This is a genomic window from Anaerotruncus sp. DFI.9.16, from assembly GCF_024461615.1.
GTDB lineage: Bacteria > Bacillota > Clostridia > Oscillospirales > Ruminococcaceae > Anaerotruncus > Anaerotruncus massiliensis.
Genome location: NZ_JANFZX010000017.1, coordinates 1 through 20,058 on the forward strand (window position 1 = coordinate 1; position 20,058 = coordinate 20,058).

General features: G+C 58.9%; 22 protein-coding genes and 1 pseudogene. 2 read left to right on the plus strand and 21 right to left on the minus strand.

The window, feature by feature from the left end; translation table 11 throughout:
- Positions 1-95: 95 nt before the first annotated feature.
- The 21 genes from NE609_RS08540 to NE609_RS08640 form a co-directional block, all read right to left on the minus strand.
- Entirely contained in the window at positions 96-2,804 is a 2,709-nt protein-coding gene (locus tag NE609_RS08540; protein ID WP_256152273.1) for a hypothetical protein, read from the minus strand.
- A gap of 17 nt (positions 2,805-2,821) precedes the next feature.
- Positions 2,822-3,409, minus strand: coding sequence for a phage tail protein I (locus NE609_RS08545; protein ID WP_256152274.1), 588 nt, complete (start codon positions 3,407-3,409; stop codon positions 2,822-2,824).
- Positions 3,402-4,541 (minus strand): baseplate J/gp47 family protein, encoded by a 1,140-nt coding sequence (locus NE609_RS08550; protein WP_256152275.1) that lies wholly within the window; start codon positions 4,539-4,541, stop codon positions 3,402-3,404. The genes NE609_RS08545 and NE609_RS08550 overlap by 8 nt, the downstream gene beginning before the upstream one ends.
- Complete coding sequence (locus NE609_RS08555) at positions 4,534-4,854, minus strand: GPW/gp25 family protein (protein WP_118358568.1); 321 nt, start codon at positions 4,852-4,854, stop codon at positions 4,534-4,536. The genes NE609_RS08550 and NE609_RS08555 overlap by 8 nt, the downstream gene beginning before the upstream one ends.
- Before the next feature lie 7 nt (positions 4,855-4,861).
- Entirely contained in the window at positions 4,862-5,263 is a 402-nt protein-coding gene (locus tag NE609_RS08560; RefSeq protein WP_118358570.1) for a phage tail protein, read from the minus strand.
- A gap of 2 nt (positions 5,264-5,265) precedes the next feature.
- Positions 5,266-5,616: a hypothetical protein gene (locus NE609_RS08565; protein WP_186963005.1), complete on the minus strand. Its 351-nt coding sequence runs from the start codon at positions 5,614-5,616 to the stop codon at positions 5,266-5,268.
- Positions 5,616-6,965 (minus strand): SH3 domain-containing protein, encoded by a 1,350-nt coding sequence (locus NE609_RS08570; protein ID WP_256152276.1) that lies wholly within the window; start codon positions 6,963-6,965, stop codon positions 5,616-5,618. The genes NE609_RS08565 and NE609_RS08570 overlap by 1 nt, the downstream gene beginning before the upstream one ends.
- Positions 6,962-7,174 (minus strand): tail protein X, encoded by a 213-nt coding sequence (locus tag NE609_RS08575; protein ID WP_118729374.1) that lies wholly within the window; start codon positions 7,172-7,174, stop codon positions 6,962-6,964. Before NE609_RS08575 ends, NE609_RS08570 begins: the two co-directional genes overlap by 4 nt.
- Positions 7,171-10,770: a phage tail tape measure protein gene (locus NE609_RS08580; RefSeq protein WP_256152277.1), complete on the minus strand. Its 3,600-nt coding sequence runs from the start codon at positions 10,768-10,770 to the stop codon at positions 7,171-7,173. Before NE609_RS08580 ends, NE609_RS08575 begins: the two co-directional genes overlap by 4 nt.
- Positions 10,771-10,790: 20 nt before the next feature.
- Positions 10,791-10,916, minus strand: coding sequence for a hypothetical protein (locus NE609_RS08585; RefSeq protein WP_256152278.1), 126 nt, complete (start codon positions 10,914-10,916; stop codon positions 10,791-10,793).
- Positions 10,917-10,957: 41 nt separating this feature from the next.
- Positions 10,958-11,383 (minus strand): hypothetical protein, encoded by a 426-nt coding sequence (locus NE609_RS08590; protein ID WP_256152279.1) that lies wholly within the window; start codon positions 11,381-11,383, stop codon positions 10,958-10,960.
- 72 nt (positions 11,384-11,455) lie between these two features.
- Positions 11,456-11,965: a phage major tail tube protein gene (locus tag NE609_RS08595; protein WP_118729372.1), complete on the minus strand. Its 510-nt coding sequence runs from the start codon at positions 11,963-11,965 to the stop codon at positions 11,456-11,458.
- Between the two features lie 15 nt (positions 11,966-11,980).
- Complete coding sequence (locus NE609_RS08600) at positions 11,981-13,402, minus strand: phage tail protein (protein WP_256152280.1); 1,422 nt, start codon at positions 13,400-13,402, stop codon at positions 11,981-11,983.
- Between the two features lie 13 nt (positions 13,403-13,415).
- The gene (locus NE609_RS08605) at positions 13,416-13,745 is read right to left on the minus strand and encodes a hypothetical protein (protein ID WP_118729370.1); all 330 of its coding nucleotides are present in this window, start codon (positions 13,743-13,745) and stop codon (positions 13,416-13,418) included.
- Positions 13,742-14,227 carry a hypothetical protein gene (locus tag NE609_RS08610; protein ID WP_256152281.1) on the minus strand — a complete coding sequence of 162 codons (486 nt, stop codon included), beginning with the start codon at positions 14,225-14,227 and terminating at the stop codon, positions 13,742-13,744. Before NE609_RS08610 ends, NE609_RS08605 begins: the two co-directional genes overlap by 4 nt.
- Before the next feature lie 3 nt (positions 14,228-14,230).
- A complete protein-coding gene (locus NE609_RS08615) occupies positions 14,231-14,803 on the minus strand; it encodes a hypothetical protein (RefSeq protein ID WP_186963009.1) in 573 nt (190 codons plus the stop codon).
- Positions 14,800-15,168 (minus strand): hypothetical protein, encoded by a 369-nt coding sequence (locus NE609_RS08620; protein WP_118358590.1) that lies wholly within the window; start codon positions 15,166-15,168, stop codon positions 14,800-14,802. The genes NE609_RS08615 and NE609_RS08620 overlap by 4 nt, the downstream gene beginning before the upstream one ends.
- The gene (locus NE609_RS08625; RefSeq protein WP_256152282.1) at positions 15,165-15,638 is read right to left on the minus strand and encodes a Rho termination factor N-terminal domain-containing protein; all 474 of its coding nucleotides are present in this window, start codon (positions 15,636-15,638) and stop codon (positions 15,165-15,167) included. The genes NE609_RS08620 and NE609_RS08625 overlap by 4 nt, the downstream gene beginning before the upstream one ends.
- Before the next feature lie 23 nt (positions 15,639-15,661).
- Positions 15,662-16,606 carry a major capsid protein gene (locus NE609_RS08630; RefSeq protein ID WP_256152283.1) on the minus strand — a complete coding sequence of 315 codons (945 nt, stop codon included), beginning with the start codon at positions 16,604-16,606 and terminating at the stop codon, positions 15,662-15,664.
- A gap of 802 nt (positions 16,607-17,408) precedes the next feature.
- Positions 17,409-18,209, minus strand: a complete 801-nt coding sequence (locus NE609_RS08635) for a helix-turn-helix domain-containing protein (RefSeq protein ID WP_006772920.1) — start codon at positions 18,207-18,209, stop codon at positions 17,409-17,411.
- Positions 18,210-18,222: 13 nt separating this feature from the next.
- A complete protein-coding gene (locus tag NE609_RS08640) occupies positions 18,223-18,720 on the minus strand; it encodes a hypothetical protein (protein ID WP_006772919.1) in 498 nt (165 codons plus the stop codon).
- A gap of 329 nt (positions 18,721-19,049) precedes the next feature.
- Here NE609_RS08640 and NE609_RS08645 point away from each other — a divergent pair, with 329 nt between their 5' ends.
- Both NE609_RS08645 and NE609_RS08650 read left to right on the plus strand, forming a co-directional pair.
- Positions 19,050-19,463: a cysteine-rich VLP domain-containing protein gene (locus NE609_RS08645; RefSeq protein WP_009256047.1), complete on the plus strand. Its 414-nt coding sequence runs from the start codon at positions 19,050-19,052 to the stop codon at positions 19,461-19,463.
- 111 nt (positions 19,464-19,574) lie between these two features.
- Positions 19,575-19,971: pseudogene (locus NE609_RS08650) on the plus strand (replication initiator protein A).
- Positions 19,972-20,058 lie beyond the last annotated feature (87 nt).

Sequence of the window (20,058 nt, forward strand, 5' to 3'; positions counted from 1 at the left end):
TGCGCCCCGTACCCCATTCCGCTTTTGGGCGTGCGCTCAGGCCGCCAGCGGGTGCAGGCGGGAAAGCTCCGGGGGCGGCGGCCCCCGGTCCCCCATTAGGGGTGGAAAAGGAGTCGCGCGCCGACGTACGAGTTCGTGCTCGACGAGGCGTAGTTCGCGTTGAAGCAGAAAAGGCCGGCATAGCCGCCAAGGCTCCAGTAGCCACCCACAAAGAGGACACGCCAGCCAGAGTAGTAGTAGGCGTAGTCCGGAACGTAGGTCGTCTCGCTGCCGCCGACCGCCGTAGGATAGAACGCCCAGGGCATGGCAGCCGCTACGCCGATGGCCGTGATGTACCCATCGCTCTGTATCTTGGAGCCGATGTTCGTATAGTTGGCCGCGGTGTCATCTGCATAGCTCGCAGGGTTCAGGCAGACATATACCGTTCCGTCGGAGAAGTTGATCCCGTCGATAAACTCGAAGACATTGCCGTAGGGATTCTCGATGTGCCGGTACTGGACGGCGGTCTTTCCGTTCGTCCCAGCTGCGCGTCCGGTATGGTAAGTCATGCTGTCCGTGCCGCCGGAAGAAATGGCAGAGCTGTTGCCGTCGACATAGCCACGCCCGATTTTGCTCTGGCTGTCCCAGTCGGAAAACTCCACCAAATAGAGCAGCCAGACCGCGCACCAAGACGCGAAGTCATACTCGCTCCACTTACTACCCTTTCCTCTGGCACCGGAACGAGCCGATGCGCGGGTCAGGTTGACCAGCGGCGCAGCGCCGGTCTTGGAATAATGGCCGGAGATCGTGTTGTAGCGGCCGACATACTTGCCGGAGCCGGGGTGCTTGGTGAAGCCGCTCTTGGCCTTATCCGCGATGTAGAAGTACCGTTTCTTGTTGGCGGCATCGTCGATAATACGGAAGTAATACTCGGGGATAAAGACAACGGTATCGTAGCTGCTTCGAGAGAAGCCGCTCTGCCCCTTCTTGTAGCTTACGGCATTGTTGATGATGTTGTACTCGTCCATGCCGCTCCACGGGAGATAGTTGTCGAAGGGAGAGCTGCCGGCGCCGGTACCGACCGCAGGCGCGGGATTCGTGGTGATGTCGACATTGACCAGTCCGTTCGGATCGGTGGCCTTCTTCAGCCGCGTCAGAGCCGTCGACTGCGCATTGTAATTCCAGCAAACGCCGAAGACCTTGACATAGGACAGCTCCAGCGTATAGCCGGTGTAGGAGCTGCAAGCTACGCTGCCGGTGGCCGTCTCGCCGTTCTTGGTGGCGGTGACGCTCCACGTGCCGGTGTTCGGCAGGTAGAACTTTGCCGTTCCGCTGCTGGTGGCCGTGAGTATGGTGGAGCCGTTGACCGCCTTGACCGCAGAGCCGCTGTCGATGGTGACGGTGAGGGTGCAGAACTTCACCGTTGCGGTGTAACTGCCGCCGGAGGTCGACACCGATGCGGACGCCGTGGACGAGGATACCCCGCTCTTGGTGGCCGTCACGGAATAGGTGCCGGCATAGTTGACGGTCAGCGCACACTTGCCGTTGCTGCCGCAGGTGCCGGTATACTGCTTCGTGCCAAGCGCGGCGGTCACGACTGCGCCGGATTCCGCCGTTACGGTCAGCGTAGCCGCGAAGTAGCTCAGCGTCACCGCGTACTGCTTGACCTGATCCACGACCACAGTCTCGGTGGCGGTGGTCTGCCCGTTCAGCGTGGCATACAGCGACCATGTACCGTAGCCAGGGAGATCAAAAACGCATTTACCGCCGACGCTGGTGCCAGTCAGCGTAGTCTCGCCGTTCGTACAGGTGATAGCCGATCCAGTGGCAACAGAGACCTCCAGCTGTGGAGCCACGCCGCCGCCCTTGGGCTTTTCCCATGTATATACGCCGGTCTGATCGTTGGCTGCCGTGCAGTAGAAGGTCTGCATGGTGTCTGTGTTCAGATACGACTGGCCGACCGAGCCCTTCGTGCTGGAGGTCGGATCGGTCTTGCCGGTGAGTGGCTTACTTCCGTCCAGCCCCTTGGAGAGCGTGTCGAGGTCGCTGGAAACGCCATCAAGGAAGGTGTCGAGCGATTCACCGTTATAGGTCAGATCGGCCGCGTCGCTGGCGCCGGACAGCTTCCACTGATACTTGCCGCTGCTGTCCTTGCCGCTGCAGACGTATTCCTTGCCCGTAGCGCTGTCATAGTAGTGCTGCCCTGCGGTACCCTCGGTCGTGTCTGTCGGCGCTCCTGAGCCTGTTGCAAGCGGATAACCGTAGTCCTTTCCGGCGACTGCCGCAGAGATATTCCCGTTCCCGTCGCCCAGCAGCAGACCCTTGACCATGATCTTGTCCTGCTTGGTCTTTACCGCCTCAGCGATGGCGGCGGACATATCGCTCTGCGTGACGCAGGCGCTGGTGTCGACCGTCACCGTCCATGTGCCGGTATTCGAGCAGGAGATCAGCGCGTAAAAGGTGTAGACGAAATCCGGCGATTCTGTCTTGCTGGGAATGGGAACGCCCTGCTCCAGCTGGAACAAGGCGATCATGGCGGACGCTCCTCCGTCCACGCTGGCAGATACGCGGAACTGATTCAACGTATAGGCCGTATTCGGCGCAGCGATGCGGAGCTTCAGGCGAATGCCGGAAGATACTCTCTCGCCGCCCAGCAGGCTCGCGGTCTGCTTTTCATTGACGAGGGCGGTCTGTGCCATCATTGCCGCCGCCGCGACGGTGCCCTGCCCCGCAGCTGCGCTGTCGAAGTTCAGGGCCTTTTCATTCACCCACTCATTGAGCAGGCTGTTGCCGGCGTTGGTGATGACGCCGTTCCATGTTGCCATAGTAAAACACCTCCGTGTCAGTATCGAATGGCGGCCGCGCTGTCGACCAGCTCGCAGCCGATACAGGCCGCGCCGAAATACTCTGTTGCCAGTCCTCCGGCGTCGTAGTATTCTACCTCGTCCAGCACCGAGCGCAGATTCTTGTAAAAGTCAACGCGGTCGATCACGCGCTGATGTCTGACGGGGTCGACATCCTCATAGGTGGCGTCGATCAGCAGCTTGAAGTGGTACGGCTTGCCGCCGTATTCCCACCATTCGCTGACCTGCGTATCGGGGTAGATGGCGGAGATCGCCAGCACGACCGCCGCCTTGGTGCCGAGCCTGCGGTGAACATTCCATGAGTCTTTCAGCGTCCGGCGCTTTTCCTCCAGGGTGTAGTTGGCGTCCCACCAGTCAACCTTGAAGTCGTTCGCCAGAATGTCCAGCAGCTCGTTCGGGAGCCGGTCGATCTGTGAGTAGATCGACACGCGCTCGATCTCGCCTACGCGGGCAGCCAGCACCTCGGCAACAGCAGAGGCAAGCGCTGCCATATTGTCGTCATTGGCAAGGACTGCCGGCAAGGAGGCCAGCAGGTTTTCCTTCGTGATGCCGTGCGCCTTATTCATCCTCGTAGCCCCCATTCGTGGCCGTGATGGTCCCGACCGACGCAACCTGCGGCGTCGTGTCGTCGGAGCCATCCCGCAGCGTGGTAAAGACCGGGCTGGTCAGCGCCACGCGCTTGATGCCGGTCTGCATGAGCTTTCCGATCAGCACGGAGGGGTTGATGTCGCGCCCCAGCTTCCCGCACTGCCACGCGACGAACTCAGCCACGGCCTTGTCGACCGCAGCCTTGATCTCTGTGGAGCTGAGGGAGCTGTCCTTCGGCACATAGTAGGTGAAGGTGATATTATAGCTCACCTTCTGCGGGTCCTTGACAGAGACCTTGTCCGTCAGCGGCCGCACCGTGTCATCGTTGCAGGCGGTGAGGACAGCATTCTTGATCTCCGTGGTAGCGATGGTGCCGTCGTCCATGAGGACATAGAGGTCCACCGCTCCGTCGCTGGGGCTGTTCGCCACCACGTCGGCGATCTTGGTGCTGACCTGCTTGGCAAAGTAGATATACCCGCCCTTGGCCCCGGCGCAGCTGTAAGCGTCCTGACTGGCGCGCATCAGCTCATAGAACTCGTCGTCAGTGGCCTGGTCTGCGCCGTCATCGCTGGCGGTGAGGTTTTCGCAGCGCTCACAGTAGTCGAACAGGTCAACGAAGGTGTTGATCTGTCCCACTGCGTAGCCGTTGCCGACCGCACCAACAGTCTGGCAGCGGATCTGCACATCGGCATAGGTCTCGCCGATGGACACATAGGCATCCGCGACCGTCTCCCATGTCAGCGTACCGCTGGCGTCAGTGACGCGCGTACCGGCAGGAATGAGGATCGCCGTGGTCTGTGCCTCGGAGATATGGAAGCGCTCGGTGCAGACCGCAGCCTGCGCCGCCGGGCGCTGCGTGACATAGAACAGCTCAGCCAGCGCGTCCAGGTTTTCCCCTTCCGCGCGGCTTGGGATATTCTGATTGCCTGTGTAATTGTTCAGCCCGCGCTCCTGGATCACCACGGCGGCCACGAACTGGATAAACAGCTTTTCGGGGCTGGCGGGCTTCACGCTGACGCCGGTGATTTTTTCGTAGATGGAGATCAGCAGCGATTCCACCGCTTCGGTGTCGGTAGAAACAAACTGATATCCCGTATTTCTCTCACTCATTGATGATGTTCACCTCCACGGTAGGGATCAGCCTGCCCGGGGCGTTTCTGTCGGCCGCAAAGGTCACATTCACCACCTCGGCGCGGGGCTCATATTCTTCCACTGCCTCTTTGACCTCGGAATACATCATAGGCATAGCTACCGGCAGAGGCTTATCCACGAACTTCTGAGGAAGACCGAAGCCGCGATACAACGGACAGGTCCCCTGCCGCGTGGAAAGGATAATGGCGATATTCTGCAAGACAGAGCGGACGGTGTCAGTCTCATTGAGCTGCACCGCGCCGATGTCAGATGCGGTCACCTTGTAGCTCATGGCAGCTTTACCCCCTCAGATACTCTTGCAGGCTGACGGACACGGTGGCGCTGGTGACGTTGCCGCGTCCGTCATAGGTTTTCATCTTCATCTTGTGATCAAGCACGGACCAGCGATATTTCCCGTAGCCCTTGTTGCCGATCACCAGCGGGACGGCGATGCCGCCGCGCTCATAGTTCCACAGCTTCACGACCTCGGCGATAGGATCAACGCCGAGGTAAGCGGAGAGAACGATGTCGAAGGTCATCTTGTCGGGGTCAAGGCCGGTGAACTCCGTAAGGGCGTGTGTGCCGTGCCGCTGATGGGTCGCGTACCGGGCAGACCCAGACCAGGTGACATTATTGATCGTTTCGATCGTGCGGTCAGACACCGTAAAAACGATGTCGCCCAGACAGCCGACCATTCCCATGCTCAAAAACCTCCTAACACAAAACCGTCCCCGTTGAATACCGGAAGGTATAGGCAGAGGACGCGGTCATTCACCTTCGGCATCCAGTAGGTCAGATGCGAGCCGGGCAGGTGGTCGTGGTCGGGGAATTCGCTGGCTGTGCCGCCGCCGGTGAAGGTGTCCGTGATCTCATGCGTGTGCTTTGCGTCCGGCTTTATGTAGAAATTCGCTCCGTAGTGCTGGAGCACATAGAGCCAGTCCGAAATGATGCCTGTGTCCTTAAACTTGACACGAGCCCTGCGCTTTGCGCTGTCGACGGCCGTTACCGTGCCGGTCTGAACGAGCCTCGAAAGGATATTCTGCAGTTCGTCCATCAATATCCCTCCAATGTCTTGCGCAGCTTGACCTGCGTGGTATAGCCGGACGAGCCGACCGAGTGCGCAGCCTGCTCCACAATGTATTTCCCGTCCCACGCACCCCAGCCAGTGAGCTTGGCTGTGACGCCGGCCACGATATCCGGATTGCCGGGCAGCGTAAAGGTCGCGGTCTTTGCGTACTTGTTGTGCAGCCGGAGATATTTTTCAGCCTTGGTCTTGGCCTCGGCCACGCTTGCCACCTTTGCGGTGATCTCCAGCTGCTGGTTGTTCTTGGCCTTGTCGTTGTAGTCCTCTACCTTGACGGTGGCCTCGATGCACTTTCCTGTGCCGGGGTCTGTGTAGCTGACGCGGCAGGAAGCGTACTGCGTTCCGGCCGTTCCCGCGTTCAGCTTGTGCTTGGTGTAGCTGCCGCTGCCGCGGACGATGGTCAGCACGGGGGATTTCTTCTCGTAATCCTCCTGGTCGAAAAGTACGATCAGGTTATTGGTGGCTTTCAAAGAGATGCCCGCCTCGTGGCACAGCTTGGAGAGAAAGGCGATGTCGCTCTGCTTGTACTGCTCCACGCGGCCATAGGACGGGTCGCTGTTGGCGAGGAACATACAAGTCATTCCGTTGGCAGCGGCCATCTCGTTTGCGATGCCGGAAAGCGTGTAGGCCTCCCATGCCTTGGATTTCTCCGTCTGGCGGATCTGTGCGCTGTACGGAAGAGCCGTCGCCTTGATGGTGATGGTGTTCGGCGGGCCGGAAGCATCAACGCTGTCCAGCTCAAACTGTCCGCAGTCCAGCACCTTATCCCTGCCGCCGCCCGTCCAGTTCTCCCGAACGAACACGGCGCTGATCTTGAAGCCGGCGCCGGAAGCAGAGGCAGGATCGGCGGCAGAAGCATCGCCGCCCCCGCCGCCGGATTCCTTGATGTACGATGCGCTGACATAGGCGGTTTTGCCGTTATAGCTGACCTTCGCCCAGCCGTTTTCGATGCCCTCGACCTGCAGCTCCGCGCCGCAGACCAGAGCACCGTATTTACCGTAGCTGGTGCTGGGGCCAGAGCGGACATTCAAGCCGCTTTTGGCGGTGACCTTGTAGGACTTTGCCGCACCATCGGTCTTGGCCTTGGAGGACGCGGACAGGCTCCCTGCGGAGGCTGCTGCGTCGATGGCATCGGCCAGCCACTTTTTGAGCCATATATCATCGCGGTCCTGAAGCTTCAGCTGCAGATCGTCGGTACCGTCCGCCTCCTTGTCGGTGTAGGTGGCCGACAGGAAATAGGGGCGCATACTGCCGGTGATGTCCGCGCCCTGGAAAAATATCTGCGCCGTGACGCGACGCGCCTGATTCGGGCTGCTCATCCGACCACCTGCTTCCACGGGGGCAGGGCATCGCCGACATCCTCAGCAGGGTCGGGCAGCTTCAGCACGATCCCGGCCGGAAAGGTGTAGTACCCGAGATACTGCGGATTGAGATTCATCAGCCGGTCGGTGTACGCTTCGCTCCCCAGCTGGGAGAAGGCGATGCTGTCCCACATATCGCCCTGAATGGTGGTGTAGGTCTTACTCATTTGTAGGCCCTCCTTGCGGTGTCGATGCCGGCCTCCTCCATGACTTCAAGGACGCGCTCGGCGAACTCGTCTCCGTACTCACGCAGAGCTTCCACCGTCTCAGGCGATGCGCCGCCGTTGATCTGAAACACGATCTGCAGCTCCACCGATCCGGCGCCGGAGCCTGCGCCCGGCTCTGCCGAAAGCGCGCCGTCGCCATGGATGGCGTGCAGTGCCTCCAGCAGCTGCGGGGCGAAGGTGATGGCCTGGATCTCCATGCTCTCGCGCATAGCGGCGGTCTCCTCGGCGGTCATGACCTGCTCGCCGCCGTTGAAGTAGACCAGCTCCGGGCCGTTTTCGCCGACGAGGGCAAAGCCGGGTGCGGCGGACTGCGTACCAACTGCGTAGCCGGGAATGCTGCCGGCCGTTCCGGTACCGGACGCGGACAGTGCGGCTCTGGCTGCGGCGGCGACGCGGTTGTAGGCAGCGGTCACCTGGGGCAGCATACCGACAGCTCCGTCGATAAATCCCTGAATGGTGGCCTGCGCGCTTGCCTTGGCCTCGTCGCCAAGGTCCATCGCTTCAATGTCCTCAGCAAGCGCCGTCTGCAGCTCGTCCATGGCGGCCGTGAAGTCGGTCTTGAGGTCGGCTACGCTCCCTGCCGCGTTCTGCTGCTCCTGCTGCAGAGTCTTCCAGTTGGCTACCATCGTGGCCAGCTGCTCGTCGGTGGCGCCTGCCATGCCGGCGATCGCGTTCACGCTGTCGGAGCTTCCGTCAGCAAAGGAGGCGATCATGTCGCTCAGCCCCTCGATGTCGGCGCTGCGGTCAGTCAGGGATTGCAGGTTGGCGTTGTAGTCCTGCCAGTAGGTGATCTGGCTCTCCAGTGCAGAATTGATGCTGCCTGCGCTGGTTGCAACGACCTTTGCGGCCTCGTCCCAAAGCTGATACTGTCCGGATATGCTTTCGTATGCCGCGCTGTACGCCTCGTTGTAGGACTCCACAAGGGCATTGATCTTTTCCTGCACGCCGGAGATGGCAGCCTGGAACTCGCTGACCTGTGCAGCAGCCTCCTCGGACGCGCCAGTGCCTTCGTTCATGGAGGCGGTCAGATTCTTGACCGCCTCTTCCGCGAGGGCGATCTCCGCCTCAGCATCGGAAACGGCGTCTGCGTCCTCCTCCATCGCCTTGTTGTAATTCTTGATGGACTTCTCAGCCGCCCATATCTCGTTGTTGGTATCGTAGATGGAGTTTTGCAGGTCGTAGTATTCCTGCGAGAGAAAAGCGGTCGCATCGGTGTAATAGCCGTACTGGTCGTAATAGGCATCCGCCTGCTTCTGCGCGTCTGCCCATAGCGCATCCATCTGCGCGTAGGTATCAGACAGCTTCTGCTGGGCGGCCTCCAGACTGTACTGCGCCTTGGTGAGTCCGATGCTGTTTTCTTCTGCCTCGATCAGCACGGCGGAATACTGGGAGTACAGCTCGGTGAGCTGATCCTGATAGGCCTGCTGCATGGCATTCTGCTTCCACGCCTCGGTGTTGGCGCGGAGTGCTTCGGTGCCGCCGTTGATGGTGTCGGTTTCGAGGTCGATATAATCGGCCAGCTCCGGCACCACCTGGCAGAGCAGAGCCAGGGTGTTGTGGTACTGCCTGTGCTGCTCGTCGGTATTGAGTCCCGCCGCCTCCAGCTCCTCCAGCTTGCCGATGTAGGTGTCTGCGACGCCTGCAGCGGCCATGGTGGAGGTAACAGTATCGTCATAGGTGGCCTTGGCCTCGTCCATCGCCTCCCGCATTCCTCGGGCGGCTTCGGTCAGCTCCTTCACACTGGGTACGGCGTCATTCGCTGCGGAGGAAGCAAGGGCAATAATTCCTGCTGTAACAACTCCCACGGCTGCAGCAACGCCCATAATCACATTTACTCCAGGCGTTACGGTGGTGAGAAAAGCCGCAGCGGCTGCTGCGATCTTCGCTTTCAACGCAAAAGCTGCCGCCGCAACTGCGGCAGCTCCCAACGCAGCAGACAGTCCAGTTATAGCGGCAACGACCCCAGGATTTGCTTGAACGAATTTGGTGATTTCGTTGAGGACCTTCGTGCCGACGCCGTAAGCCTCGCTGAGCGCGGGAGTATAGGCGTCGCCGATGGCTACCTTGAGGTTGTTGTAGGCGTTCTGCATCATGGTCAACCGGCTCTGCGCGGTGGCGTAGCGCTTGTTGGCCTCGTTGGTGAGGGCGGTATTCTGCTGCCAGGCGGTATTTGCAGTGTTCACCGCGCCGGTCATCTGGTCTGCGGCAAGACCCAGGGCTTTGAGCATATTGCTCTGCCGGATGCCGGTCAGACCCAAGTCTTCCAGTACGAGGACGGTGCTCTCGCCCTGCTCGTCCAGCTTGCCGAGCCCGCCGATGAAGGAAGTCAGGGCGCTCATGGCGTCGTTCTTCCACGCAGAAGAAAATTCTTCGGAGGACATACCCGCGATACGGGCGAACTCCGCGAGGTCGTCCCCACCCTTTGCAACGGCCTTTTCAATGGCGTTGAGCGTCTGGGTCATGGCGGTACCGCCCGCCTCGGCTTCGATGCCGACAGAGGACATCGCCGCCGCCAGAGCCATGATCTCCGGCTCGGTCAGTCCGGCCAGCTTACCCGCCGACGCCAGGCGCGTACCCATCGCCACGATCTCGGATTCCGTCGTGGCGAAGTTGTTGCCAAGATCAACGATGACAGAGCCGAGCCGTCCGTAATTGTCCGTTGCCATGCCGGTAATGTTGGCGAAGCGCGCAAGGGCGGTTGCTGCCTCGTCAGCTGTCATGTTGGTGGCAGTGCCGAGCATGGTCATGATCTCGGTGAAGTCCAGCAGGGCGTCCTTTTGGATGCCGAGCTGTCCCGCGGCTTCGGCTACCGCCGCGATCTCCTCTGTGGTGGCGGGGATCTCCGTGGACAGCGCCTTGATGGAATCCGACATTGCCGCCAGTTCCTCGTCTGTGAGGTCTGTGGTCTTGGCGACGCCGGTAATGGCGCTCTCAAAGTCCATCGACGCCTGCGCGCAGCTGGCGAAGTATTCGTAGATCTCTTTCAGGGCGACGGCGATGCCTGCGGCCACGATGGCCTCGTGTACCTGATTAAAGGCCTGCCCCGCCTTGTCGCCGAAGGTCATAGCTTTATCGGCGGCCTCGCCCTGCTTCTTTTTCAGCGTGTCGATCTTGCCGGCAAGCTGCTCGGAGCTGTGGGAGAGGTCGTCGGTATTGACGCCCGCCTCTTCCAAAGCCCCGCTCAGCTCGTTCAGCTTTGCCGTCTGCTTCTCCAGCGAGGCGGAGGTCTTGTCGATCTGAAGCTGCTTTGCCAGCAACTTGTTCTTCATGTCGGCGGACTCGTTGCCGGTCTCCTCCATCTCCCGCTGGATATTGTCATATTGCTGCCGCAGCATTTCCAGCCGCTTCCGTGTCGCTTCCACGGCTGCCTGCTGCTTTTGGAATGCGGAAATATCCGCCTGTGTCTTGGAGAGGGCCTGGATTTCCTTCTGCATGGACACAATTTCCTGCTGAGCGGCCTTGAAGGTCTTGCTGTAACTGCCTCCAAGCTGCGCGTTCAGCTGGAATAGCATCTCATACTCTTTGCGGCCTGCCATAGACGGCCCTCCTTTCAGATTTATTTATTCCTGCGTCGCTCCCGCGCCTCCTTCACAAGCTGGTTGCTGACTTTGATCCACTTGCACAGGGACGGCAGGGGCAGCGACAGCCAGTAGGAAACGGGGGTCTGATTGTTTTTCGCCATCGTAAGACATTGCCTGCGGAGCCAGACGCCGCCGTCGCCGGTTACAGCTCCGATGCCAGCAAAAAAGAGCGGGCCTTGCCTCTGACGCGGTTGAACTCGAAGATGGGCAGGGCGCGCAGGGCGTCGTCGCCGATACGGCGGGGACGGCCGCTGGCGTCAATGATGGTGTTGGTGCAGGCTCGCGCCGCCATGCGCACCAGGAACTGGCCGGAGAAGGTAGGCGAGATGGTGGGCTTGCCGATGGCCTGAAGCTCGTCCTCAATGGCAAGGGCGTCATCGCCGGTCAGCCCCTCAAAGTCGAAGTTCAGCTCGTCAAAGGTCTGCCCCTCGAAGGTGAAGGGCCTTTTCAGCTTGAGGGTATAGTTGCCTACGCTCTCCTTGGCCTGCGCCTCGGCGGCGGCGTACTCGTCGTGATTGACGGTGGAGAAAGCGTCGGCGGGAACAACGGTCTTGTTGATATCAGCCATGGTGATAACTCCTTTCAAATCTCAAAAAGATGCCCGGAGCGGATGTTCCGCCCCGGGCTTTTGTCAGGTCTCTTACATGCCGAGCGCCTTGCGGACGTCGGCCAGGTAGTCGGTGCCGTTGACATAGCAGATGAAGTTGAGCTGGTCGACCTCACGCACCTTCTTACCGTCAATGTAGGTCGCCCAGTAGCGGACGGCGTACTCGCCGGAGCCGTTGGAGGGCGCGGCGGGGGCGACGGAGCCGCCCTTGTCACTCTTGGGAATGACCACAAGAATGTGCTTGACGGCGCGGACGACCACCTTGCCTGCCACGACATCTTCGTCCTGCTGCGCAACGCGCAGGTCGATGGTGTGACGGCGAGGCTCGGAGAGCTTCACGCTCTGATCGGTGACGGTGCGGAAGTTAAGGCCCAGCGTCATCGCGTCGAAGTGGCCGAGAATGACCGACTCCACATTGCCTGCGATGCCGGCGCCAGAGATGGACTGCGTCAGCGCGGTCAGGTCAGGCAGGGTCGCCTGTGCCATACCGACATATTCAACAGAGTCCTCGTAGACCTTGAAGTTGATAATGCTCTGATCCATGATTCAAACCTCCTTTTAGCCCTGCAGGGCGCTGGTGACATAGCTGGCGTCATACTCCAGCACGAAGTCGATCTCCTGAGCAGGAGAGGGCGGCGTCATGTAGACATGGAGCTTGATGATGCCGGCCATGAGGTTGGTCAGCGGGTTTTCGTTCTCCAGCATCTCCACGCGAGCGCCCAGAAGGTAGCCCATACCCACCAGACCGTTGAGCCAGATGTTGGCGGAATCGAGAACGGTGTCGATCAGGCGGCGGGTCATAGGCTTGTCCAGCTTGCTCCAGAAGGTCTTGACGAGGGAGTTGCCGACCCAGCCGAACATACGGCTGACCGGGATAAAGTAATCCTTGACATCGGTGTTGGAGGGATAGCAGGCGGTGTAGTTGCCCCACGCCACCCAGCCGCTCATGAAGTTCAGCGCAGTATCCACGCCGATGCCGTTGAGGTAGTTGGCCTGCGCAAGCGTCAGGTTGACCTCGGTGCCGTCCTCCAGGCAGAGGCCGTCGCACTGCAGCCCCTTATTGGAGGGAGACTCGTAGGGGCAGCCGCCGTTGCCGGTGTCGATCTGCGCCATCAGCCCCGCCATCTGGGTAGACAGGTGGAACTTATAATCGCCCAGCTTCGCCATCGGCCAGAAGGCGATCTCGTCCTCGTCAGCGATGTTGGCGGCGTTCTTCTTGGTGAGAACATCGGAATAGGCACGCGCGCCGGAAGCGCCGCAGTCAATGTCGATCAGCGCCTTGGCGCGGAACAGGCCGTTGATGTTGCCTGCCTTGGCGGTCATCGCAGCGGCCACGGTAGACTGCTGAGAATAGCCGGGGGCGCACAGCAGATCGGGGACGATGCCCAGCAGGGTCAGGCACAGCTCCACATTCTCCATCGCGGAGGCGATGTCAGATGCGGTGACGGTGGATGCCTTGACCTTGTTGTAGGCGATGTTTACCTGCTCGGCGTCATAGGCGCTGCCGGTAGACAGTAGCTCCACCACCAGATGCTCGCCGCTGTAATAGGCGTTATAGTCGGTGCCGGACACATAGGCAGAGCCGGTACCGCCGGCAGGCTTGATGACCAGAGCGGAATCGTTGATGGCCGCGATGGGAAGCTTTACCTTGTGCTCCGTCACCGCAACATCAGCCGCGGCAGACGCCTCCTTTGCGGTGGCGATATCCAGAACATTGCAGAAAATGACAGGCTGGCAGGCGAACAGCTTGAAGTGCGAATACATGAATTCGCAGAGCGTGTAGGTTGCCCAGTCGTCGGAGTAGCCCAGCTTCTCCACCGCCTCAGACCAGCTGGTGCAGAGAACAGGGGTGCCGGGGGCAGCAGGCTTATCCGCCGCCTGAACAGGAGCCAGACCGACCACGAAGGGGACGCCGGACTCCGCCACGACAGGGGTGCTGACGCTGGTAGCCTGCTGAGAGACATATACGCCGTGGTTCATTGAAATTTCCTCCTTACTTCATGCCCTTGGCCAGCTTGTGATAATTCACATACAGCAGGTTCCCAGGCGTTTTGACTTTGATGCGGTCGGCGGGGAGCGTTTCGTCGCTCACCACCAGCGACGCGATCAGCGGGTGCTGCTCGATCACCGGGGCAAGGGAGTCAAGGACTTCCTTCCGGCCGCCGCGATAGATGGTACCGCGCTGGATCACGCCCATCATGGTCGGACCGAGATAGACGCAGAAGCCGCCGGTGTCGGCGACCTTCTTCGGCGCGGCAGGCTTTTTCTTTGCCGTCTTTGGTGCGGCGGTCTGAGCCGCCGTGTCGATGATTTTTTCGCTCATAGGTTAACCTCTCTTTCCACAGGGGGAAGCTTCCATGTGGAGATCATTTCCCCCACGAAATAGGGGGCGGTGTCATCGGGATAGACCAGCGTTTCAAGCCCCGCCTCCAAGTCAAGGGTAAACTGCCCCCCGATCACGACCTGCCTGAGCATCGCAATGCGCAGCCGTTCCATGAGATTCAGCAGCATCAGCCCGCCCTCCTGCTCGTCATCGTTATAGACACAGCAGATAGACCGGACCTTGGCTCTGGAGGTCACACGCTGTCCTTGCGGCTGTTGATCCATGCCGGTAATGACCTGGTGCAGCACATAGGGAGCCTTCTTTGTGGCAGAAGTGCCGTCCGGCAGGCGCATCAGGTAGACCTTTGCAGGGCGGAAGATCTGCTCCGTGTCGCCCTTCTGCAAACGGGTCGGCATGATCAGGTCGGCGGTGACCTCCTCGGTAAAGGCCCGCAGGCGTTTCAGCAGAATGGTTCTTGTCATAAATCAGCCTCCCCATCCGTTCAGCACGCGCAGGATTTCATGCTCAACGCGCTTTTCGTAGGTGTCGCGGATCGTTTCGTCCATCTTCTCGATGACTTCTTCGTTCCGCATCATGTGTCCGGTAGACGGACCAAACTTCTGCTCCACAGGAAAGCGCGGAGAGCCGACGCGCTCGAAAACGGCAGTCGGGCCGAAAATGCGGGCCACGAATGCGTGTTGAAGCGTCGCAGCTCCGCCGTTGCGCTTTACCTGTGTCTGCACGGTGCCGTCCCGGCTGTATGTGGTGTTGAAGGTCAGCAGCGGGAGCACGGTGCCGGAGAAACTGATGCTCATACCCATCACGCCTCCCGCACCGCCTGTGATGTGGGTCTTGGAGTGAACTCTCCGCATGAATTCACCCTTGTTGATGGTGTACTCGGCGGCGGCGAACTGTCCGGCGCGGGTCTTGGCTGTATCTCCGGCGCGCCTCAACGCGGAGAACGCCGCTTTGTAAACGCCGCCGGGGATATTGTGCAGCAGCTTGTTCACGCGCTCCAGGCTGTCGTCGCCGACCTCGTTGACGCGGATAAAGCTCATTCGTCCACCGCCTCCAATTCCACGCGCAGCATACCCATCTCACAGACCGAGGACGCGACATAGAACTCTCGGAAGAAGCCTCCGCCGCCCTCCTGGTCGTTGATCCTGATACGCTGCCCCCGCTCCGGCTGCACCCCGCCGAGATCGGACAGGGCGCAGTGGAGAACGGAGGAAACGATGTAAAGCCCCTGGGCATGGTCACTCATCAGCTGGCGGCGGTCCTTCTCCTTCAGACCGGAGAGGACGATGGGAATATCCTCGTAGGTCGCCCCGTCATACTTGACGGTGCGCTTTTCCGCGAACTCGTCGCAGTTGAGGAACACGCCGAAGTTGTCGCGGGCGACCATATCCTTGAAGCCGCTCATACCACAGGCGCCTCCGGCGTCAGCACAGGGGGCGCTTCGCCGTCGTCCACGCCGTCGTCGTCCTCGGCGATCGCGTCCTCCAGCGGAACATCCGTAATGGCGGCGATCAGCTGCGCCTTGGTCTTGAGCTTAGCGGTGTCGATACCCATCTCCTTGGCCAGCTCCGTGAGCTTGGCGTTGGTCAGCGTTTTGAGCTGCTCGGGGTCAAGATGGGCGCTTTCCGTGCCCTCTGCGCCCTCGCCGCTGTTAGATGGGTCAGCGCCAGCCCCGCTGCCGTCCTCACCCGCAGGGGGCGTTGCAACAGCGGGAGAGGGCGTTTCCTCGGCGGGGCGGGCGACACACAGGGCAAAAAGGCGCTGAGCCTCCTCTTCGGAGACCTCGCAGATACCGCCGCGGTCGATGGGAATGGGGTGCTTCGAGCCATCCGGCCTGTAGCCGTATGTGCCGCAGATGATCTCAATTTTCGTCATAGCAGTCTCCTTTCCGCGCCGGGTCAGGACACAACTTCGGCCGCGTAGATGTACGGGCAGTAGTTGTGAGGAGCAGCCAGCGGACGCGCGCCCAGACGCAGCTTGCGGATGTCCGCCTCCTGGTTCAGAGAGAACTTCGGAACGCGGGTCGCCGCATGGGACGCGAACTCGGTGGAGCCGTAGTCGATCTGGGTGATCTGGCCATACATCAGATGGCCGCAGCCGGGGGCGGTGACCATGGCGGAGGTGGCGGGGAAATACTTCTGCTCCGCGCCGCTGCCGTCGATGTAGGTTTCGTCTACGGAGATCAGGTTCAGCTTGAAGCCGCCGAAGTTCAGCGTACCCATATAGACCACGCCATCGTAGCGGCTGAGTTCCTGGTCGATGGTACCGATGATGATGCCGCTGTTGCGGTCGAGCAGCTTCTGCACCTTCTCCATGTCGAGGATCGCGTCGGCTGCGTCAGAGCCGAGCACCAGGTCAACCGCGCGCAGGCCGCGCTTGGACAGCTTGCGGCACATGGCCTTCACATCGCCGAAGAAGTCGCCGCCCGTGGCGTTCCACTTGGTGGCCACGGTATAGGTGTGGTCGCTGGCGTCATCGAAGAACTTGACATACAGCTTCTCACCCTCGGTCTTGTCGTCGATGTAGGTCTGCATGGTGCAGGCGTTGTTGATCATGGTCTGCGCGCACATCCACTCCTCGCGGCGCACGATGCGGCGGTCCATGTCGGTCAGGTCACCCAGCTGCAGACGGGCCGCGCGCTGGGCGGGGGTGCTGTTGGCGTAGATGGCCTCGCCGAAGCCGCGCTTGCGCAGCTCGTCCAGCGTCAGCAGGCGGGACGGAGCGATGAAAGCGGGCTGATACTCGTGGATCTCGTAGCCGCGGCGATCCATGGGGATATCGCCGGCGCGGGCGGAGACGAACGCGGCCATCTTGCGGTCGCCCTTGCGGTACTCAGTCAGCACCTTAGGTCAGTTTACAAGGAACTACACGCAGACCACGAAACGGGGGCTGCTGACAACAAATAAAGGCTGAGTATCAAGCACCGGGAAAGTGCGGGATATTCAGCCTGTTTTGTTGTCAGGGGTTTCCAAAGGGGCTTGCCCCTTGGCACACGACTTTGCTCGCAAAGTGTAGTGTGTTATACGCTCTGTCGGCGTTGCCGTGAAAATGCCGTTGCCGCCGGAGAGGGCAAGGGCATTTGAAGCGGCAGGAAAGCAGGGCTGTGATTGCGTGGCGTGGAGCCGCAAACGCAGGACTGGTTTTATCAGCAGACAGGGCGTATATGAAAGCCCCCGTTCCTCGTCCCACGCCGGACTTCGGGACAAAATGTCCCGAACTTGTGGACACACTCACGAAAAAACAGACGGATTTTTCTCTCAAAATTGAAATGGGCGGGAAGCCGTTTTAGGGCTTTGCTATTTCCCCGATAAACTTGAAGTTGTACTTATGCACAGGCAATCAAGCATCCCGTTTAATCAAAGCGGCATCGGAGTCCGGGCAATCACAATGACTGCCAAAACAGCGCCCGCAAACGCTGCTGCGCCGATAACTGCCGCCGTTTTTTTGCTGAGGTTCTTCTTTACTGCCTTACAGATTAGCATGGCGCAAACCACGCAAACAGCCGCAACCGCAAGCGCAATAACCAGCGTCTCCCATAACCATGAAAGTTCGTATAATATTCTCATTCGCTCACCATACCTTTCTCTTGCAAACTGGAAGTTACTTTTTCATATACACGCCTTTGCCAAATCCCGATTTATCCCTTTACTTTCTCCCCCGCTGCGGTTTTGGGTTTTTCAGCAAGTCCGACTTCTGCGCAATCCTTTTCAGCCACTTTCTTTCTTCCTCCGACAGCTTCCCATAGTTCAGCTTGAGCCGTTTACAGATAAACGCCATCGCCGCCTGTTCCGGGTCGCTGCCCGGAGTGGACGCTGCTTCTGCGGCTTGCAAAAAATCTTCCAGAGGATTGTCCTCCGGGACGCTGAAAAAATCGTCCTTATGGGCTTCCCGCAGGTCAAGGGCTATGCCGTTTATGTCCTGCTGTATTACATAGCGGCAAAAGCTGTCATCGTCAATATGGGCGGCGATAAGCTGCCTTAGCTGCGGGTCGGACAAGCCGGGATTGTGCTGCTTCATAATGGTTGCGCTCATAATATCCACAATGGCATTTGCGCTCTGTACCTGCTTGACTGCCGTTCCGTTCACATAGATTTCAAGGTCAGCCATGAGCCGGGGGAAATCCGGGTGTACCGCCAGTTCACACAAGAGGAAATTATCCACCAGCCCGCTTTTCAACAGTTCAATCATATCATCACTCACACGCAGGTCTGCAAGATCGGCGTTTGGGTGATTTTTTGTTTCGGACAGCCCCAGCAGGTAATCGGCGGTCACGCTGTAAAACTTCGCCAGCTTGATAAGGGCATAGTGGCTGATGTCCTTAAAATCCTCCGCTTCATAACTGCCCAGCGCAGACTTGGAGAGGTGGGTCTGCTCCGCAAGCTGTTCCAGCGTCAGCCCACGCTCTACACGCAGGTCTTTTAGGCGCTCTTGAATGGTTAAAGCCATATTTTGTTCCTCATTATATTGCCGTTATCATATTTTCTAACTTAAATCTTTCGAGCTGCGGAATGTTCTTGGCAGAAATATTTAGGCCATATTCTGGTTTCGACTTTTTACCCTCGTATGAATGGTAAACAAAAGTATTACTACTGTCGTTATCCCATGTGGTCGCAGGAATTAAATATTCTATGGGGTGTTCGCCATCATTTAGCAAAAGCAAGAACAAGTAAAGTGATTGGTCTGAAATATCAAAATATTCCTCCCGCATAAAAACATAGCCTGTTCCTTTGCGAATGGCTTTAACTTGAAACTTCAAAAATCCTCTCTTGCTTTCTGCAATAAAATCTATTCCATGGTCATCAACCTCGGAAGTATAAATGCTCACTCCATAAGAGGCTAATGACATTTTTGCGTAGTATTCACAGAACGTCCCCAGCTTTTGCCGGGTGAGGTCACTTCTTGACCAATTTAGGTTATACATTTCATTTCCACCTCCTGCTACATTTCTCTTTTTCATTCTACCACAATTCCGAGAGCGTGGAAATAGGCAGTTTTTTTGGCGGATTTCCTACCTCTTGGATATACGGGACGAACGGTCATTTAGGTGTAGACTTAGGGTAGTTCATCGATGGACAGCACCTTGAAAACCGAATGACCGTCCGAAAAGAAATACCCCGGCCGGGGAAGCACCGCAAGGAGACGGACTTCTGGACACTTTGTCCAGAGGTCACTTCGGGACAAGTGTCCAGAAGCTGCGGGGAGCGTGCCAACGCCGGAACACGCCGCAGGAATGGGGCAGGAAGCCTTTTCGGGGCGAACGGCAAAAGCGAAAAATGGAGGGAACGCATGAGAGATAACCCCTATAAAGACTTGCCACCGCTGGAACGCAGGCCGGACGGTTCCCTTTACCGCATGACCCCAGCGCAGCGGAAACAGGCAAACGCCCTGATCCGCCGGGAGTGCTGCTGTTATGAGGACGGGAACTGTATGTTCCTTGACGATGGGGACACCTGCACCTGTCCGCAGACGGTTTCTTTCTCGGTCTGCTGTAAGTGGTTCCGCTGGGCGGTTTTGCCGCTGGACAAGACGCTGGAAGCGGAGATTTTCCGGGATAAGGACTTGAAACGCTGTGCGGTCTGCGGCGGTGTGTTCGTCCCTAAATCCAACCGGGCAAAGTACTGCCCCGACTGCGCCGCCAGAGTTCACAGGCGGCAGAAAACAGAAAGTGAACGGAAAAGGAGGTCTACTGTGGACAGTTAGGGGCTGAAAAGTCCTTGATTTTCAAGGCTTTGCAAGCACAGAACAGGGGCAGGCAATAGAAACTACCGTCTGCCCCCGGAAACAGGCTTCTAACCGTCCACAAAACACGATATGGCAAACACCATTTATATCCATCAGCCGGAAAAGGCGGTCAGCTTTACCCGGCTTCCCAATTTCCTTTTTGAAGCCCCCCACATTCACACCCCTGTCCAACGAAGCAAAGGTTCTGTACGCCTTTATCCTGCGCCGGACAGACCTATCCCGAAAAAACGGCTGGGCAGATGAATACGGGCGGATTTACCTCTACTATCCCATTAACGAGGTAGTGGAGCTGCTCCACTGCGGGCGGCAGAAAGCGGTCAATACCCTGCGGGAGCTACAATATGCCGGACTGGTGGAAATCCAGAAGCAGGGCTGTGGAAAACCCAACCGCATTTATCCAAAATCCTATGAAGCGGTTTCAAACACCGACTTCAAGAAATCCGGTTATGGAACGCCGGAGGACTGAAAACCGCACTCATAGAGTACGATAATCAATCCTCTTGAAGTACGAAAACCGGACGGTATATAGAAATACAGAGATTAAAACGATTTT

Coding starts and splice junctions, on each gene's coding strand:
- NE609_RS08570 (WP_256152276.1), bottom strand. CDS start 6,965: ATGAGCAGCCCGAATCAGGCGCGTCGCGTCACGGCGCAGATATTTTTC.
- NE609_RS08645 (WP_009256047.1), top strand. CDS start 19,050: ATGAGAGATAACCCCTATAAAGACTTGCCACCGCTGGAACGCAGGCCG.
- NE609_RS08550 (WP_256152275.1), bottom strand. CDS start 4,541: ATGAGTGAGAGAAATACGGGATATCAGTTTGTTTCTACCGACACCGAA.
- NE609_RS08585 (WP_256152278.1), bottom strand. CDS start 10,916: ATGGCGAAAAACAATCAGACCCCCGTTTCCTACTGGCTGTCGCTGCCC.
- NE609_RS08565 (WP_186963005.1), bottom strand. CDS start 5,616: ATGGACGAACTGCAGAATATCCTTTCGAGGCTCGTTCAGACCGGCACG.
- NE609_RS08600 (WP_256152280.1), bottom strand. CDS start 13,402: ATGAACCACGGCGTATATGTCTCTCAGCAGGCTACCAGCGTCAGCACC.
- NE609_RS08555 (WP_118358568.1), bottom strand. CDS start 4,854: ATGAGCTACAAGGTGACCGCATCTGACATCGGCGCGGTGCAGCTCAAT.
- NE609_RS08635 (WP_006772920.1), bottom strand. CDS start 18,209: ATGGCTTTAACCATTCAAGAGCGCCTAAAAGACCTGCGTGTAGAGCGT.
- NE609_RS08610 (WP_256152281.1), bottom strand. CDS start 14,227: ATGACAAGAACCATTCTGCTGAAACGCCTGCGGGCCTTTACCGAGGAG.
- NE609_RS08560 (WP_118358570.1), bottom strand. CDS start 5,263: ATGGGAATGGTCGGCTGTCTGGGCGACATCGTTTTTACGGTGTCTGAC.
- NE609_RS08540 (WP_256152273.1), bottom strand. CDS start 2,804: ATGGCAACATGGAACGGCGTCATCACCAACGCCGGCAACAGCCTGCTC.
- NE609_RS08620 (WP_118358590.1), bottom strand. CDS start 15,168: ATGAGCGGCTTCAAGGATATGGTCGCCCGCGACAACTTCGGCGTGTTC.
- NE609_RS08595 (WP_118729372.1), bottom strand. CDS start 11,965: ATGGATCAGAGCATTATCAACTTCAAGGTCTACGAGGACTCTGTTGAA.
- NE609_RS08590 (WP_256152279.1), bottom strand. CDS start 11,383: ATGGCTGATATCAACAAGACCGTTGTTCCCGCCGACGCTTTCTCCACC.
- NE609_RS08605 (WP_118729370.1), bottom strand. CDS start 13,745: ATGAGCGAAAAAATCATCGACACGGCGGCTCAGACCGCCGCACCAAAG.
- NE609_RS08615 (WP_186963009.1), bottom strand. CDS start 14,803: ATGAGCTTTATCCGCGTCAACGAGGTCGGCGACGACAGCCTGGAGCGC.
- NE609_RS08545 (WP_256152274.1), bottom strand. CDS start 3,409: ATGAATAAGGCGCACGGCATCACGAAGGAAAACCTGCTGGCCTCCTTG.
- NE609_RS08640 (WP_006772919.1), bottom strand. CDS start 18,720: ATGAAAAAGAGAAATGTAGCAGGAGGTGGAAATGAAATGTATAACCTA.
- NE609_RS08625 (WP_256152282.1), bottom strand. CDS start 15,638: ATGACGAAAATTGAGATCATCTGCGGCACATACGGCTACAGGCCGGAT.
- NE609_RS08580 (WP_256152277.1), bottom strand. CDS start 10,770: ATGGCAGGCCGCAAAGAGTATGAGATGCTATTCCAGCTGAACGCGCAG.
- NE609_RS08575 (WP_118729374.1), bottom strand. CDS start 7,174: ATGAGTAAGACCTACACCACCATTCAGGGCGATATGTGGGACAGCATC.